The organism is Pseudomonas sp. ML2-2023-3, from assembly GCF_037055275.1.
Classification (GTDB): Bacteria; Pseudomonadota; Gammaproteobacteria; order Pseudomonadales; family Pseudomonadaceae; genus Aquipseudomonas.
In genome coordinates this window covers 4,546,713-4,561,929 of sequence record NZ_CP146343.1, presented here as the reverse complement: position 1 = coordinate 4,561,929, position 15,217 = coordinate 4,546,713, and the positions used below count along the sequence as shown (strand labels likewise).

Annotated in this window: 15 protein-coding genes; 10 read left to right on the top strand and 5 right to left on the bottom strand. The window is 56.6% G+C overall.

Annotation, left to right across the window (positions count from 1 at the left end):
- Positions 1-77: 77 nt before the first annotated feature.
- The 3 genes from argJ (at position 78) to V6P94_RS21040 (ending at position 2,970) form a co-directional block, all read left to right on the top strand.
- Positions 78-1,295: a bifunctional glutamate N-acetyltransferase/amino-acid acetyltransferase ArgJ gene (argJ, locus tag V6P94_RS21050; protein ID WP_338648648.1), complete on the top strand. Its 1,218-nt coding sequence runs from the start codon at positions 78-80 to the stop codon at positions 1,293-1,295.
- 101 nt (positions 1,296-1,396) lie between these two features.
- Complete coding sequence (locus tag V6P94_RS21045) at positions 1,397-2,029, top strand: glutathione S-transferase family protein (RefSeq protein ID WP_338648646.1); 633 nt, start codon at positions 1,397-1,399, stop codon at positions 2,027-2,029.
- Positions 2,026-2,970 carry a Nudix family hydrolase gene (locus V6P94_RS21040; RefSeq protein WP_338648643.1) on the top strand — a complete coding sequence of 315 codons (945 nt, stop codon included), beginning with the start codon at positions 2,026-2,028 and terminating at the stop codon, positions 2,968-2,970. Before V6P94_RS21045 ends, V6P94_RS21040 begins: the two co-directional genes overlap by 4 nt.
- A gap of 205 nt (positions 2,971-3,175) precedes the next feature.
- Here the strand turns inward: V6P94_RS21040 and V6P94_RS21035 are convergent, their stop codons facing one another.
- The 3 genes from V6P94_RS21035 to V6P94_RS21025 are packed head-to-tail and all read right to left on the bottom strand — an operon-like array spanning position 3,176 to position 6,718.
- Positions 3,176-3,757 carry a cob(I)yrinic acid a,c-diamide adenosyltransferase gene (locus tag V6P94_RS21035; protein ID WP_326397524.1) on the bottom strand — a complete coding sequence of 194 codons (582 nt, stop codon included), beginning with the start codon at positions 3,755-3,757 and terminating at the stop codon, positions 3,176-3,178.
- Positions 3,758-3,759: 2 nt separating this feature from the next.
- Positions 3,760-5,796, bottom strand: coding sequence for an ATP-binding protein (locus V6P94_RS21030; RefSeq protein ID WP_338648641.1), 2,037 nt, complete (start codon positions 5,794-5,796; stop codon positions 3,760-3,762).
- A gap of 46 nt (positions 5,797-5,842) precedes the next feature.
- On the bottom strand, positions 5,843-6,718 hold the full coding sequence (locus V6P94_RS21025; protein WP_326399008.1) for a putative 2-dehydropantoate 2-reductase: 876 nt from the start codon (positions 6,716-6,718) through the stop codon (positions 5,843-5,845).
- Positions 6,719-6,923: 205 nt separating this feature from the next.
- On the opposite strand from V6P94_RS21025, the gene V6P94_RS21020 reads away from it, so the two are divergent.
- Both V6P94_RS21020 and V6P94_RS21015 read left to right on the top strand, forming a co-directional pair.
- A complete protein-coding gene (locus V6P94_RS21020) occupies positions 6,924-7,409 on the top strand; it encodes a YajQ family cyclic di-GMP-binding protein (protein ID WP_007906601.1) in 486 nt (161 codons plus the stop codon).
- A gap of 136 nt (positions 7,410-7,545) precedes the next feature.
- Complete coding sequence (locus V6P94_RS21015) at positions 7,546-8,388, top strand: mechanosensitive ion channel family protein (RefSeq protein ID WP_326397527.1); 843 nt, start codon at positions 7,546-7,548, stop codon at positions 8,386-8,388.
- A 268-nt stretch (positions 8,389-8,656) separates the two neighbouring features.
- Here V6P94_RS21015 and V6P94_RS21010 read toward each other — a convergent pair whose 3' ends face one another.
- Positions 8,657-9,949 (bottom strand): OprD family porin, encoded by a 1,293-nt coding sequence (locus V6P94_RS21010; RefSeq protein ID WP_338648636.1) that lies wholly within the window; start codon positions 9,947-9,949, stop codon positions 8,657-8,659.
- A gap of 784 nt (positions 9,950-10,733) precedes the next feature.
- On the opposite strand from V6P94_RS21010, the gene V6P94_RS21005 reads away from it, so the two are divergent.
- Positions 10,734-11,159: an HIT domain-containing protein gene (locus tag V6P94_RS21005; protein ID WP_326399010.1), complete on the top strand. Its 426-nt coding sequence runs from the start codon at positions 10,734-10,736 to the stop codon at positions 11,157-11,159.
- 2 nt (positions 11,160-11,161) lie between these two features.
- On the top strand, positions 11,162-11,368 hold the full coding sequence (locus V6P94_RS21000) for a SlyX family protein (protein WP_029611570.1): 207 nt from the start codon (positions 11,162-11,164) through the stop codon (positions 11,366-11,368).
- A 67-nt stretch (positions 11,369-11,435) separates the two neighbouring features.
- On the opposite strand, the gene V6P94_RS20995 is transcribed toward V6P94_RS21000, so the two are convergent.
- Entirely contained in the window at positions 11,436-12,038 is a 603-nt protein-coding gene (locus V6P94_RS20995) for a cold-shock protein (protein WP_095029645.1), read from the bottom strand.
- Between the two features lie 515 nt (positions 12,039-12,553).
- Between V6P94_RS20995 and V6P94_RS20990 the strand changes: the two genes are divergently transcribed.
- The 3 genes from V6P94_RS20990 (at position 12,554) to aspS (ending at position 15,161) form a co-directional block, all read left to right on the top strand.
- Positions 12,554-12,874, top strand: coding sequence for a ribbon-helix-helix domain-containing protein (locus tag V6P94_RS20990; RefSeq protein ID WP_405046757.1), 321 nt, complete (start codon positions 12,554-12,556; stop codon positions 12,872-12,874).
- Positions 12,875-13,054: 180 nt separating this feature from the next.
- Positions 13,055-13,276, top strand: a complete 222-nt coding sequence (locus V6P94_RS20985) for an FmdB family zinc ribbon protein (RefSeq protein ID WP_029611571.1) — start codon at positions 13,055-13,057, stop codon at positions 13,274-13,276.
- A gap of 109 nt (positions 13,277-13,385) precedes the next feature.
- Positions 13,386-15,161: an aspartate--tRNA ligase gene (aspS, locus tag V6P94_RS20980; RefSeq protein ID WP_326397529.1), complete on the top strand. Its 1,776-nt coding sequence runs from the start codon at positions 13,386-13,388 to the stop codon at positions 15,159-15,161.
- Positions 15,162-15,217: the final 56 nt, after the last annotated feature.

The following is a 15,217-nucleotide window of genomic DNA, read 5'->3' as shown; positions in this document are numbered from 1 at the left end:
CATTAGCCGTCGCGGCGTTTTACCATTGAATTCCCGTCCTTTTGCGGCGGCGCACAGAACTTTTTTAGGAGCGCGTCATGGCTGTTGGTCTTGGTCCTTTGCCTGTTTTGCACCCGGTGGCCGGTTTTGAACTGGGTATCGCTTCTGCCGGTATCAAGCGCGCAGGGCGCAAGGACGTGGTGGTTATGCGCTGCGCCGAAGGCTCCAGCGTGGCGGGTGTGTTCACCCTCAATGCGTTTTGCGCAGCGCCCGTGATCCTGGCCAAACAACGTGTGCAAGGCCCGGTACGTTATCTGTTGACCAATACCGGTAATGCTAACGCCGGTACCGGTGAGCCGGGGCTGATCGCTGCAACCCGTACCTGCGCCAGGCTGGCTGAGCTGACTGGCGTCGATGCCAGTGCCGTGCTGCCGTATTCCACCGGGGTGATTGGCGAGCCGCTGCCTGTCGAGAAGATCGAAGGCGCACTGCAGGCCGCCCTGGACGATCTGTCCGAGAACAACTGGGCTGAAGCTGCAACCGGCATCATGACCACCGACACTCTGCCCAAGGGTGCCAGCCGCCAGTTTGAGCACGAAGGCGTGACCATCACCGTGACCGCCATCAGCAAGGGTGCGGGCATGATTCGTCCAAACATGGCCACCATGCTGGGCTATATCGCCACTGACGCCAAAGTTGCTCGCGACGTGTTGCAAAACCTGTTGCTTGACGGTGCGAACAAGTCGTTCAACCGCATCACTATCGATGGCGATACCTCAACCAACGACTGCTGCATGCTGATTGCCACCGGCAAGGCTGCCCTGCCTGAAATCAGCGAAGCCAGCGGCCCGCTGTTTGCCGCGTTGAAACAGGCGGTGCTGGAGGTCTGCATGGAAGTGGCACAGGCCATCGTGCGTGACGGTGAGGGTGCTACCAAGTTTGTCACCGTTGAAGTGAATGGCGGCGCCAATCATCAGGAATGCCTGGACGTGGGCTACACCGTTGCTCACTCGCCATTGATCAAGACTGCGCTGTTTGCCTCTGATCCGAACTGGGGTCGTATTCTGGCTGCGGTCGGCCGCGCTGGCGTGCCGGATCTGGACGTCAGCAAGATCGATGTGTTCCTCGGTGAAGTGTGCATTGCCAGCGGCGGCGCCCGTTCGGTCACTTACACCGAAGAACAGGGCTCGGCAGTGATGGCGCGCGAAGAAATCACCATCCGCATCGAGCTGGGTCGTGGTGCCTGCAGCGAGACCATCTGGACCACTGACCTGTCCCACGAATACGTGAAAATCAACGCCGAGTACCGTACCTAAGTCGTCTCGACATCACGGGGCCGTCAGCCGATCCTGCGCAGGCAGCACCGTGATGCCTTGAGGGCATCAGATCTTCCCCCTATTTTTCAAGGTGTCCGTGTATGAGCCTTCACCTGATCATTGGCGACAAGTTGCACTCATCGTGGTCCCTGCGTGGCGCATTGGCGCTGGATCTGGCGGGTGCTCACTACACTGAGACACTGATAAAACTGGGTCAACCGGATACCCGGGCACTGATCCTGCAACACTCGGCAACGGGCAAAGTACCGTTGCTCAAGACCGAACATGGCACCATCGCCGATTCATTGGCGATTGCCGAATACCTCAATGAACGCTTCCCTGCGGGCCAATTATGGCCGGCAGACGTTGCTGCGCGGGCGCAGGCACGGTCGGCGTGTGCGCAAATGCACAGCGGTTTTTTTGCCTTGCGAGGCAACCTGCCATTTGATTTGAGCCATGATCAAGCGCTGGTACTCATGCCGGCCGAGGCCCAGACCGACATCGAACGCATCACTGCCCTGTGGGCGGAGTGCCGTGCCGTGGCTACCGAGCCCGGGCCGTACCTCTTTGGACGGTTAAGTGTGGCTGATGCGTTTTTCGCGCCGGTGGCCGTGCGCCTGCGTACTTATCGCGTGGAGCTGTCAGCAGAAGATCAAGCGTATATCGACGCCATTTACCAATGGCCTGCGTTCAAAGCCTGGCAACAGGCCGGATTAGAGGAAGTACAAGGGTGAAACGAGTTCATGTGGCTGCGGCCGTTATCCGAGGCACAGACGGCAATATTCTGATCGCTCGTCGCGCCGACACTCAGCATCAGGGCGGTCTGTGGGAGTTTCCCGGCGGCAAGGTCGAGGCCGGGGAGTCGGTCGAAGCGGCATTGGCGCGCGAGCTGAAAGAAGAACTGGGCATTGTGGTCAAGGCAGCCCGGCCTTTGATCAAGGTTCAGCATGACTACCCCGACAAGCAGGTTCTGCTGGACGTGTGGGAAGTTTCGGCGTTTACCGGCGAACCTCATGGTGTAGAAGGTCAGCCATTGGCCTGGGTCAGTCAGCGCGAGTTGCTGGACTACACGTTCCCTGAAGCCAACCAGCCCATTGTGGCGGCTGCCCGCTTGCCCGATCAGTACCTGATTACTCCGGATGGCCTTCAAACCCCAGAGCTGTTGCGTGGCATCCAGAAGGCTATTGCTGGCGGGATCAAGCTGGTTTCGCTGCGTGCACCCAATGGATACGACCCCAAATACCGTGACCTGGCTGTGGATGCGACCGGCCTGTGTGCTGGCAAAGCGCAGTTGATGCTCAAGGGGCCGCTGGAGTGGTTGGGGGACTTCCCTTCGGCCGGCTGGCATCTGACCGCCGCGCAACTGCGCAAGTACGCCGCCAAGGGCCGGCCATTAGCCAAAGACCGCTGGCTGGCCGCTTCATGTCATAACGCCGAAGAACTGGCGCTGGCTGAACTGATGGATGTGGACTTTGTGACCCTGTCGCCGGTGCTGGCGACCCAGACTCACCCGGATACACAACCACTGGGTTGGGAGCAGGCGCAGCAACTGATTGCCAATTTCAGCAAGCCGGTATTTTTGCTGGGTGGGCTCGGTCCTGATGATCGTCCGCAGGCGTGGCAGATCGGAGCCCAGGGCGTGGCGGGTATTCGGGCGTTCTGGCCGCAGGTTTGATGTAATCTGGAGGCTGTTGCGCGTCCAGCGGCGTCATACGCGCTCTGTAGCAGCTGACGAGTAGAACGAGGCTGCGTTCGGCTGCGCAGCAGTCGTAAAACCATGCGGCTCGGTGTTTCAGAGCTACCGCGTCTATTGGGTTTACGACGACTGCGTCGTCGGACGCAGCCTCGTTCTACTCGTCAACGACTACAAATGAACTTCATCAAGCCTTTGGTTTAGCTGCCGCCTGCCAGAGGATCTCGGTAACTCCCTGGCGCTTGGCAATCAAGCGCGCGGCGACAAACAGCAAGTCAGACAAGCGATTGATGTACGCCAGCCCCACACCTGCCAGTGGCTCCAGTGCATTGAGCTGCTGGCAGCGACGCTCGGCGCTGCGCGCCAGGCTGCGGCAAACATGGGCCTGGGCAATCAGGCTCGAACCGCCTGGCAGTATGAAGTTCTCCAGCGGCCCCAACTCCTCATTCCAGCGATCGATCGCGGCTTCAAGCCGTTCGATCTCAGCCGCGTTGAGTGCCTGGTATTGCGGCATCGCCAATTCACCCCCCAGGTCAAACAAGCGGTGCTGACAAGGTTCAAGTACTTCAATCAGCTCGCCAAGGCCCGGATTCTGCGCACTGTGCTCAATAAGCCCGGCCAGCAGCAGGCCGACCTGACTGTTCAGCGTATCGACTTCGCCGATGGCCTCTATACGCGGGTGATCCTTGGGAACGCGGCGGCCGTCGCCAAGCCCTGTTTCGCCCTTGTCGCCGGTTCGGGTGTAAATTTTCGATAAGCGAAAGCCCATGTTTACAGTTCCACGTTGGTTGGTTCGGGGGAGGTCGGCTGGTTGCCGGCCAAAGGCAGGCGCAGGGTAAAGCAGGTGCCTTGGCCCTGAGCTGAGTGCACTTCCATTTGGCCCTTGTGGTTGTTGGTAATGATGAAGTACGACACGGACAGGCCAAGCCCTGTGCCCTGACCAACTTCCTTGGTGGTGAAGAAGGGTTCGAAAATTCGTTTGCGAACAGCCTCGGGCATGCCTACCCCATTGTCTTCCACCTGTATTTCCGCCCAGGGCGGGTTAAGTCTGGTGCGCAGGATTATGCGCCCCGGCTCGCTCTGGTAGCCACGTTGATGAATGGCCTGGGCGGCGTTCTTCAACAGGTTGAGCAATACTTGTTCCAGTTCGTTGGGGATAACGGGAACCGGCCCCAGTTGCGGGTCGAACTGGCGGACAATGGCTTGCCCCATGAAGTCAAAGCCAATGGTCAAGTCAAAATCATTGCTGGCGATGTCCAGAGCCTGATCAATCAGGGCCGACAGATCACAGGGGCTCATCTGGCGATTGCTGCGGCGGCTGAAGCTGAGCATGTGTGTGACGATTTTCGCGGCACGTGCCCCGGCCTGTTGAATACCATCAAGTAATTGCGGGATTTCCCGGGCCTGCAGGTAGTGATTAACCACCTCCAGGTCTATGCCGGTCTGCCCGGCTTGTTCGATGTTCTTGGGCAAGTCGCTGGACAGGCGTCGGCGAATGTTCTGCACGTTATGCAGGATGGCCCCCAACGGATTGTTGATTTCGTGAGCCATGCCGGCAGCCAGGCCACCAACGGAGAGCATTTTTTCGGATTGCACCATCATGTCTTCCAGCGACAGGCGTTGGGTGATGTCATCGATACGGATCACCACGCCGCGCCCACCACCGCCCATGAGCGGGTAGAAGGTCAAGGCATAATGGCGGGCGTCTTCGCCCTGAGCCCAGGTAACCCGTTCGATTTTTGCGACCTGATGGTGCTCAATCGTGTCCTTGAGTTGCGGCAGGAACGGCTTGAGAGGTGTAAATGCCAACTCTATGGGCTTGTTTAACGCTTCATCCAGTTGTGTACCGGAGAGGGCGCTGGCTTCCTGGTTCCACTGGGTCACATAGAGCTTTTCGTCCAGTGCAATCAGTGCAGAAGGCATGGAGCCGATAATGCAGTTGAGATAGTTCTGAAAGCCGGTGAGTTTCTTCTCTATTTTGCTGCGTACCTGGACTTCCAGCTCCAGTTTGCGATTGGTGTTGCGAGTTTCTTCGGCCAGCGACTGCGCTTGATCGTACGCCTGGCGGGCCTCGTCACGTGCGCGCTTGAGCTCTTGATCGCGTACTTCAATGCGCGACAACATGGTGTTGAATGCCTCGGCCAGGCTGCCGATTTCATCATTGTTGCCGGGCGCTGCGCGTAATGCGTAGTTTTCTTCGCGGGTAACCTGACGAGACAATTCTTCGAGGCGGTGAATGGGCTGGGTGATCAGGCGCTTGATCTGGCTGGCCACCATGAACCAGAGCAAGACGCTGAATACCAGGATGCCCAGGCTGGCCGTAAGCGTGCCGGTGTAGAACGCCATCGGCAGTTCGCTGCTGGCGATCAGCAGCAGATGCCCGGGCGGTTGGTCGCCGTTGTGCAGGTGGGTGATTTGATGGCTGCGCAGTTCGGTAAGGCTCCAGGCCTCAAGCTGGCGATAGTGCTCCGGGAGCGGTAGGTGTTCGCCATGCTGCAATTGCACCAGTAGGTTACCCGCGCTGTCATACACCGCCGCTGCACGCAGGGGGGCGTAGCTGCCGATCTCGTTGAGCAGCGCTTTGGCGCTCTGCGGCGAGTCCAGCGCGTGGGTGATCAGGTCAGGGTTTGCAGTCAGCTTGCCCAGGGTTTGCAGGGCTTGAGGAGCGGTACTCTCGTGGGAAATCCAGTACGCCACGCTGATAAACGTCAAGTTAGCCACCAACAATACGGTGGCCAGCAAGACGAGCAGGGCGGCCAGCAACTTCTGGCCTACCGGGAGGTTTTCAAGGCGCTGGCGCAAGGGCATGAGATGGCCATTTGATAAAAAACACAAGGCCAGGGTAGCGCGGCCCTCAGTTGCAGGGCAATCCGCGCTGGCGCAGGTGTTTGCTCAAGCGTTGGTGCAGATCATGCAAATGCGCTGCGGCGAACTGCCGGTTGCGGGCGGCTGTGCAAGCGTAGCCCAGCAAGTAACCGATTTCGGTGCGTCGGCCCTGGCTGACATCTTGATGCATCGATGAGTAATTGTTGGCCGTGGCCTGGATTACTCGGTGAACCTCGGTGGCTAGGTCGATAGCGGCTTGTGCCTGGCCGCAGTGTTTCAGCAAGGCGCTGAGTTCGGCGCACAGGGTGCTCACTTCTGCATCATGGGCTTGCAAGCCGCCGTTGCGGCAATCATGGAGCACCGTCAGTGGGTTGATCGCACAGTTCAGGGCCAGTTTGCGCCACAGCCTGCTCAGAATATTCGGGCTCCATTCGTGGCTGATACCGCTGAGCTCAAGCGCTGTTAGCCATTGTGGGGCAGGGCCCTGCCGGGGGTCGCCCAACCAGGTATGACCACGCCCGGCAAATACTACGCGCCAGTCGCCATCGCGATAGGCGCCTTCAGTGCTGGAGGCGAAGATGCAGCGCGCATGGGGCACCTGCGCGGCAACGGCCTGCTGACTGCCGAGGCCATTTTGCAACAAGATCAGTTCGGCATCCGGGGTCAGGCGTCCGGCGATCTGCTTGACGGCCTGCTCGGCGTCGTATGCCTTGCATGTGACCAATAAATGCTGAATCGGCTCGTCGGTTTCAGGTGTTTGCGCACTGATGGCCCATTGTTGCGAATCTTCGCCTTCAATCAGGGTTAACCCTTGCGCGGCTTTATAGGCTTGCAGGCGGTCATCATTGCGCAGGATGAGGGTGACGGGCAGGCCGGCGCGTGCCAGCCGTGTTGCCCACAGCATTCCCATGCTGCCTGCACCTAAAATGTGCCAGGTCGTTCCAGCATGTGCCGGTGCGTTTGGGGGAGTTTGTGGGATAGCCGAATCTGGCATGTGAGCTCACAAGTGAATGAAGACGAAGAACCGCTATAATGCCCGCGCATTTTAACTGTCAGGCCAGGCGTGCTCCATCTGTGTTGAGCACGCCCTTTATTATTGGAGAAATTACATGCCGTCGTTCGACGTGGTATCCGAACTGGACAAGCACGAAGTCACCAACGCCGTCGAGAACGCCGTCAAGGAGCTGGACCGTCGTTATGACCTCAAGGGCAAGGGTACTTTCGAGTTCAAGGAAAAGGATTTGACGGTCAACTTGACCGCTGAAGCCGACTTCCAGCTCGAAGCCATGATCGAGATCCTGAAGCTGGCACTGGTCAAGCGCAAGATCGACGTTCAGTGTCTTGAGGTCAAGGACGCTTACGCTTCGGGCAAACTGATGAAGCAGGAAGCCGTGCTCAAGGAAGGTATTGATAAAGAGCTGGCGAAAAAGATCGTCGCTCATGTCAAGGACGCCAAGCTCAAGGTTCAGGCCGCCATTCAGGGCGAGCAAGTGCGTATCACCGGCAAAAAGCGTGATGACCTGCAAGAAGCCATTGCTGCGTTGCGTGCCAAAACGTTCGACATGCCTCTGCAGTTCAACAACTTCCGCGACTGATCATCGCCCGGGGAACCTCTGGCGATCATTGACGTCCGATTTTCCCGGGCGTTGCAGAAACGATTGAGCTGCCAGGGTGGCTTGATCGTTTTGCTGAATAAATGACGCTGGCAGGTAATGGCGTGAGGAGATGTAAATGGATTTGAACACTGAAGTCGATCACTTGATCAAGGCCTCGCAGGCCTGGATTCCGATGATCATGGAGTACGGAAGTCGTGTGCTGCTGGCACTGGTTACGCTGGCTGTAGGCTGGTGGCTGATTAATCGCCTGACGACCAAGATCGGTCAGTTGCTGGCATTGAGAAAGGCCGATCTTGCGCTGCAGGGCTTTATCAGCAGCCTGGCCAATATCATTCTCAAGGTGCTGTTGATCGTCAGCGTTGCCTCGATGATTGGTATTCAGACCACCTCGTTTGTCGCGGCCATCGGTGCGGCAGGTCTGGCCATTGGCCTGGCGTTGCAGGGCAGCCTGGCCAACTTTGCCGGCGGGGTGCTGATTCTGTTGTTTCGCCCGTTCAAGATCGGTGACTGGATTGAAGCACAGGGTGTGAGCGGGACTGTCGACAGCATTCAAATCTTCCACACGGTGCTACGCACCGGTGACAACAAAACCGTTATCGTGCCAAACGGCAACCTGTCCAACGGCATCATCACCAACTACAACCGTCAGCCGACACGCAAGGTGGTGTTTGATGTGGGCGTGGACTACGAGGCGGATCTGCAGAAGGTGCGTGAAGTGTTGCTGGCGCTGGCCGATGACCCGCGCGTGCTGAAACATCCTGCTCCTGTTGTGGTGGTGACTGCCCTGGGCGAAAGTGCGATCACCATGTCGCTGCGTGTTTGGGTTAACACGCCGGATTACTGGGATGTGCTGTTTATGCTTAACGAGCACTCCCGTGATCGCTTGAAAGCCGAAGGTGTTGATATTCCTTTCCCACAGCGTGTAGTTCGTGTGGTTCAGGAAGTGGCTGCGGAATAAGGCCGGACACTGCATCTGATAGTTGAGTCGGGTACGGGTAAACAATTAAAGGGGCGAATGCCCCTTTAATTGTTTTTGTCGCTTGTGGTCGCCGTTGCGAATGCAAGATCGGACACATATGCATAACTGATAATTAGTTGCATTCGATGTTGTTGGTTAGCTTGCTATATAACTTGGTTTTATGTCGGCCAATAAAAAGCCACGCCCTGAGACAGGTGCGTGGCTTTCACTAAACAGTGTGTTTGCAACTAGAGCCCTAAGGCCTTGGTTACAAGATGTTCAGTGGGTACTCGGCAATGATACGTACGTCGTTGTTGTCTGTGCCGTTCACGCTGTTGTTGCCGTTGGTGCGGTAAACCGCGCTACGCAGACGCAAGGACAGGTCTTTGGCCGGGCCTTCCTGCAATACGTATTTGGTCTCGAAGTCGAACTCGTGCTCTTTGCCTTCGCCCGTGCTGGTGGAGATGTTGTCACCTTTCACGTAGCGCGCCATGAAGCTCAGACCTGGCACGCCGTAGCTGGCCATGTTCAGGTCGTAGCGACCCTGCCAGGAACGTTCGTCACGCTGGTTGAAGTCGGAGTATTGCACGGAGTTGGCAAGGAAAATGGTGCCGTTGCCGTCTACGCCGTAGTAGTAAGCGCTGTCACCGGTAGAGCGCTGGTGAGCGATGGTGAACTTGTGGGCGCCCAGGCTGTAGGCGGCTGCCAGGCTCCAGATCTTGTTGTCCACGTCACCAGCACGTTCCTGGCCCTGGCTGGAAGTTCTGTAGCCGTTGAAGTCGAAGTTCAGGGCTTGAGACTCTGCGATTGGCAGGGTGTAGTTCAGGTTGATGTACTGCTTCTTGAAGTAGTCATCAACATCGGATGCGGCAATGCCGCCGACGAAGTTGTCAGTGAACTGGTAGGTTGCGCCGGCAATATTGGCGGCGGTCAGGCCTGGCTCGCCCTTGCCGTTGATGCTGTCACGGGCCATGCCGGTTTGGGAGCTCAGTGCGGTGAAGCGACCTGCGTTCAGCTCCAGGCCTTTGATTTCCTTGCTGGTGATCAGGGTGCCGGTAGCGACCTCTGGCAGCAAACGGCTGTCGTCAGTGGAGAAAACCGGGCTGGCGACGAACTGGTTGCCGTATTTCAGCTCAGTGTCGGACAGGCGGAATTTGACCGCGCCGCCGATTTTACCTTGGGTATCTTCCGGAGAACCGTCGCTTTTGCTGGCGAACAGACCGTTGCCCTGGCGACCAGCGCCGCCGTCCAGGCGTACAGTACCCATGGCGAAGGCATCAACACCGACACCAATAGTGCCTTGGGTGAAGCCGGACTGGTAGTTGAGCAGCTCGCTCAGACCCCAATCTTCACGGTAGCCGCTTTTGAACGTGCCATCGGCCTGCTGCTTGTTGCCAGCGCCGTTACGGAAGTCGCGGTTCATGTACAGCATGCGGGTTTTGGAAGTCAGCGTGCTGTCTTCAACGAAACCTTTTGCGTCGTCCTGGGACGAGGCCATTGCGAACTGCGTAGTACCGGCTGATACAGCCAGGGCGATCATGCTCCACTTCATCACGCGCATCGTGATTTGCTCCTTTGGTTTTTAGGAAGAGTACTGCCGCCCCACCTTGGTTTATTATCTGGGCGGCTCTTTCTTTTTGTGTCGGCGCAAACTTATATCACGCCGGCAATATTGGCGATACTTGCGCTCATAAGCTTTCAGCTTCTTTACAGCTATGTCGCAAATGGCACCTCGCATGTCGCTGACGCGCAGCTTAGAGCTGTTTTTCAGCCTCTATCCAGTGCTGTTTTTCAGTGCGGGCAAATACTTGATTTCGCGTTGCCTACAATGAAAGATCCAAATTCCTACGGCGTAACTATTGTTATTTATCGTCAGGTTGCTGTGCTCCGGCTCAGACCTGGCGACTGTGTTAAAGGTGTATGCAACAAGCATGCTCAAACGCCTGGGCAGATGAAAAATAAATAATATTGTGCGTTTTTGAGTTGTGAGGCCTGATCTTGCTTGGGTCAAGCGGCGATAAGGCTGCGCACAAGGTGTTGTTTTTTGTTGCAAGGAGTCGTTCTTGTCCTCGATGTACGCCGAAAGCGTTACCGGTTAACACCCACTGGGGTGGCAGGTGACGTTTTGGCGCACTAAAAGCATCCGTTTTGTGCCGTTTTGGTGCACAAGTGTTCGTGTGCTGTTGATTGGGCGTGCAGCCAGGCATTTCACCCGGGCATGTACGGTTGGCGGCGTGATGCCGGTCGCAATCAAGGGTATCCTTGGTTTCTGTCATCTGGCCTGCGGTGAATGTCACCCGGTGCCGGGTTGTGCTGAAATGAACGGTCAAACAGGAGAGCTCCCAGTGTTCGCTTTGGATACACGTCTTCAAGAGGATACCTGGCTGATAGGGGACTTCCCCTTGTGCCGCTTGCTGCTTTCCAATGATTCAAATTACCCCTGGTTTATCCTGGTGCCGCGGCGCGAGGGTATAAGCGAATTGTTTCAATTGGATGACGCCGATCAGCAGCAGATGTGGGCTGAAACCACGGCTTTGGCGCGGGTGCTGAAAGAGTTGTACGTTGCGGATAAAATGAACGTTGCCACACTGGGTAATGTCGTCAGTCAGTTGCATATGCATGTGATTGTTCGTTACCAGACTGATGTGGCATGGCCAGGTCCGGTATGGGGCAAGCATCCTGCAAAGCCGTATGCGCCGGCAGATGTACGTGCTGTCCGGGACAGGCTGGCGTCGGCTGTTGACGCAAGTTTTACTATTTCGGAGGGTTGATCGTGACGCTTGAAGCGCGAGTGATGGACCTTGAGAGCCGCTTGGCTTTTCAGGATGACACCATTCAGGCACTGAATGATGTGCTGGTGGCCCAGCAGAATGCAGTGGATCGTCTGCAGATGCAGATGGCAGCCTTGCTCAAGCGCCAGGAGGAAATGGGCGGGCAGTTCGAGTCATTTGAAGAAGAGGCTCCGCCACCGCACTATTGATTGTTTTGTGCAGGCATAAAAAACCGCGATTCAGCCAGGCTGATCGCGGTTTTTTTTCAGCGCTGAATCAGCGGCGCGGCAATGCAGCAATCACATCTTCTGCTTGCAGGCCCTTGTCGCGGTTCATCACCGAAAACTCGACACGTTGTCCTTCCACCAGAACACGGTGGCCTTCGCCGCGAATGGCGCGAAAGTGAACAAAAATATCATCGCCGGAATCACGGGAGATAAAGCCGAAACCCTTTGAGGTGTTGAACCACTTGACGGTCCCGGTATCGCGGTTGGTCATGTCATAGTTTTGCGAGGACGACGAAGGTGAAGATTTGTAGAAGCTGACAGCCAGATGAAGCAGCACGGCAACAACGGCAGGTGTCAGGCCCAGAAGTACAGCTGGCTGGTCACCGATCGGCAGTAGCAGGCCGAACAGGGTCAGTGTTTGCAGAACAACGGAAAGCACCAGCAGGGCGCTGACCAGGTTCTGCAGTTGGTGGCGCGGGCCTTTATTCCAGAACGGAATGACTGGGGCCAGTGTCAGGTTCAGCAGGCCAAAAAACGCCAGGTAAAGGGCATCAGGATGTTGTAGGTAAGGTAAGGCTTCGGGTTGCAGGCTGGGAATAAAGGACAGCAGCAAAGCCGCTGCACCCGTTATCAGGTGGACGATTTTCAACATTTCAATGACTCACATTAAGATAGATCGCAAGGAAGAGCTGATTGCACACGGTTCGCTTCAGAAAAAATGGAGGCGCTGGACACGTGAGTTCATCAGCCTATGCGCCCTCGCCAGAGGCGAAAATTGGGCAACACGCTGCCTATTTAACAGCAAAGCTTGGGTCTACTCAAATTAAGCGTATTGGGCTATCTGTGAGAGAGGCTGCTCGCTGCGACTAGGGCAATATCGGCTTGTTATGAAAGCCTTGTCTTAGACGCTTGTAGTCCTCTGGTCTGGATGTAGAGGGAGCGGTGCTATTTGATGCTGGCGCTGCCAGTCCCGTCCTTGACCATATTCGCCGCTCGTACCGAGAGCGCTCCTACAGACTTGTGGGTTTGCTCCGCTGGATAAGAATTTTTACATGTCGTTTTATGAGGCGAATTCTTTGAAAAAAGATTAATCAAATCCAAGGGTGCGCAATGGAGTGCTTTTACGATGGGCGATTGATTCAGCAAGAAAATCTCGGGCGCAGATTAATGCAAAGAGTCAGGGTAGATCCTGTGATTCTGGATTTTGGTTTGACCCTGGCCTGGCCACTATCACGCTCGGTGCTGTTGAATGGCTTTGCCACCTGTTTGCAGCTTGAAGAAGTGTATTGGGAGGTGTTGTCCGATATATCACGTATTAACAACTGTTCAATAAATACGCTGCTGTCTTATATCGATCTGGAGGTGCATCTGCGCCATGGCAGGGTGAAAAACTTCAGCGGGTTCATTCGGGTCGTCTGCGTCACGCATTTGTTGACAATTGGCCGCGACCTTCGGGAAGTGACACGACAGCAGATAGTTGCGGGTTGAAGGCGGTGGCCGGCTGCAGGCGCATGCCCGACGGCTTGTAATCGTTGAATATTTATGATGCATTTAGGGGCTTCTGGCTGTTCATGCGGCTGCAATGGCTCGATTTACCAGATATAATCTCGGCCTTTGCTGTGTGGCCCTGCTTAAGGGTTGCCGCTAACGGATTGTCGAGACACGCCAATGCCCATGTACGATTACCAGTGTGCTTCCTGTGGTCATCAGCTGGAAGCCATTCAAAAGATCAGCGCTGCACCGCTGGTTGATTGTCCTGCCTGTCAGGCCCCCGAGCTGAAGAAAATGCTGTCCATGCCGGGTTTCCGCCTTAGCGGTACAGGCTGGTATGAAACAGACTTCAAGACAGGCTCGAAAAAGAATCTGGCAGGCGGCGATAAATCCGACTGAGGTTGAGCGAAAGCAGTCAGAACACAAGCGGGCTCTTGCAAGGTTACCAGCACCCACGGTGCGCAAGACCTCCACCGAATTTCGAATTACGAGAAGTGAAACCACTACCATGATGCGCAGCCATTATTGCGGCCAACTGAACGAAAGCCTGGACGGCCAGGAAATTACCCTTTGCGGATGGGTTCACCGTCGCCGTGACCACGGTGGGGTGATTTTCCTCGATATCCGTGATCGTGATGGTCTGGCCCAGGTGGTTTTCGACCCGGATCGCGCTGAAACCTTCGCTGTCGCCGACCGTGTGCGCAGTGAGTATGTAGTCAAGATCACCGGCAAGGTGCGTCTGCGCCCGGCCGGTGCCGGCAACACCAACATGGCTTCGGGCATGATCGAAGTGCTGGGTTACGAGCTTGAAGTGCTGAACGAAGCGGAAACCCCGCCGTTCCCGCTCAACGAGTTCTCCGACGTTGGCGAAGAGACCCGCCTGCGCTATCGCTTTATCGACCTGCGTCGCCCGGAAATGCTCGAGAAGCTGCGCCTGCGTTCGCGCATGACCACCAGCATTCGCCGTTACCTCGACGAAAACGGCTTCCTGGACGTTGAAACACCGATCCTGACCCGTGCCACGCCTGAAGGCGCACGTGACTACCTGGTGCCTAGCCGTACTCACGCCGGTTCGTTCTTCGCATTGCCGCAATCGCCACAACTGTTCAAGCAGTTGCTGATGGTTGCCGGTTTTGACCGCTACTACCAGATCGCCAAGTGCTTCCGCGACGAAGACCTGCGTGCCGACCGTCAGCCTGAGTTCACCCAGATTGACATCGAAACCAGCTTCCTCGATGAAAAAGACATCATGGGCCTGACCGAAGGCATGATCCGCAACCTGTTCAAAGAAGTGCTGGATCTGGAATTCGGTGAATTCCCGCACATGACTTTCGAAGAAGCCATGCGCCGTTACGGTTCCGACAAGCCTGACCTGCGTAACCCGCTGGAACTGGTTGACGTTGCCGATCAACTGAAAGACGTCGACTTCAAGGTGTTCAGCGGCCCGGCCAACGACCCTAAATGCCGCATTGCGGCCCTGCGTGTTCCGGGTGCTGCAAGCATGCCGCGCAAGCAGATCGACGACTACACCAAATTTGTCGGTATCTACGGTGCCAAAGGCCTGGCGTACATCAAGGTCAACGAGCGCGCCAAAGGCGTGGAAGGTCTGCAGTCGCCGATCGTTAAAAACATCCCTGAAGCCAACCTGAACGTGATCCTCGATCGCGTTGGCGCAGTCGATGGCGACATCGTGTTCTTCGGTGCCGACAAGGCCAAGATCGTCAGCGAGGCCCTGGGCGCGCTGCGGATCAAGGTGGGCAACGACCTGAACCTGCTGACCTGCGAGTGGGCCCCGATGTGGGTTGTCGACTTCCCGATGTTCGAAGAGAACGACGACGGCAGCTTCAGCGCCTTGCACCACCCGTTCACGGCACCGAAGTGCTCGCCTGAAGAGCTGGAAGCCAACCCGGCAACCGCGATTTCGCGCGCTTACGACATGGTCTTGAACGGCACTGAGCTGGGCGGCGGTTCTATCCGTATCCATCGCAAGGAAATGCAGCAAGCTGTCTTCCGCCTGCTGGGTATCGAAGAAGCCGAACAGGAAGAGAAATTTGGCTTCCTGCTGGACGCACTGAAGTACGGCGCACCGCCGCACGGTGGCCTGGCCTTCGGTCTGGACCGTCTGGTCATGCTGATGACCGGTGCTCAATCGATTCGTGAAGTCATTGCCTTCCCGAAAACCCAGAGCGCTGCCTGTGTCATGACACAAGCGCCTGGTGTTGTAGATGCCAAAGCGTTGCGCGAACTGCACATTCGTTTGCGCGAACAAGCCAAGGCAGAGTAAGTCTGACCTGCAAAGGCGCATCTTCGGGTGCGCCTTTGTTTTTGGGGTCGAGAATT